This window comes from Peribacillus sp. SIMBA_075 (assembly GCF_046534585.1).
This window is the reverse complement of sequence record NZ_JAWRYN010000686.1, coordinates 1-269: the sequence shown is the minus strand read 5'-3', so window position 1 is coordinate 269 and position 269 is coordinate 1. Positions and strand designations below refer to the sequence as shown.

The 269-nt window shown below is 42.4% G+C and carries 1 protein-coding gene; it reads right to left on the bottom strand.

The window, feature by feature from the left end; genetic code table 11:
• A partial coding sequence (locus SB775_RS29935; RefSeq protein ID WP_410864882.1) for an alpha-amylase family glycosyl hydrolase occupies positions 1 to 269 on the bottom strand: 269 nt, incomplete at both ends.

The following is a 269-nucleotide window of genomic DNA, read 5'->3' as shown; positions in this document are numbered from 1 at the left end:
CTATCGTATTTTGAAAAAACCACCTCGTTCATTTCATGCAGGAACTCATGAATTCTCGGACCATCTGTATAGTACATACGGCCGTCCCCCTGCACAGATTGTCCGGCATCATCTAGGAACCGTTGATCCTTTGAAATGTTATTGATGACATCCAGCCTGAATCCATCAATTCCTTTTTCAAACCAAAAGTGCATGATGTCATATACTTGCCTGCGCACCTCATTATTTTCCCAATTGAGATCCGCTTGGGTGACATCGTATAAATGAAG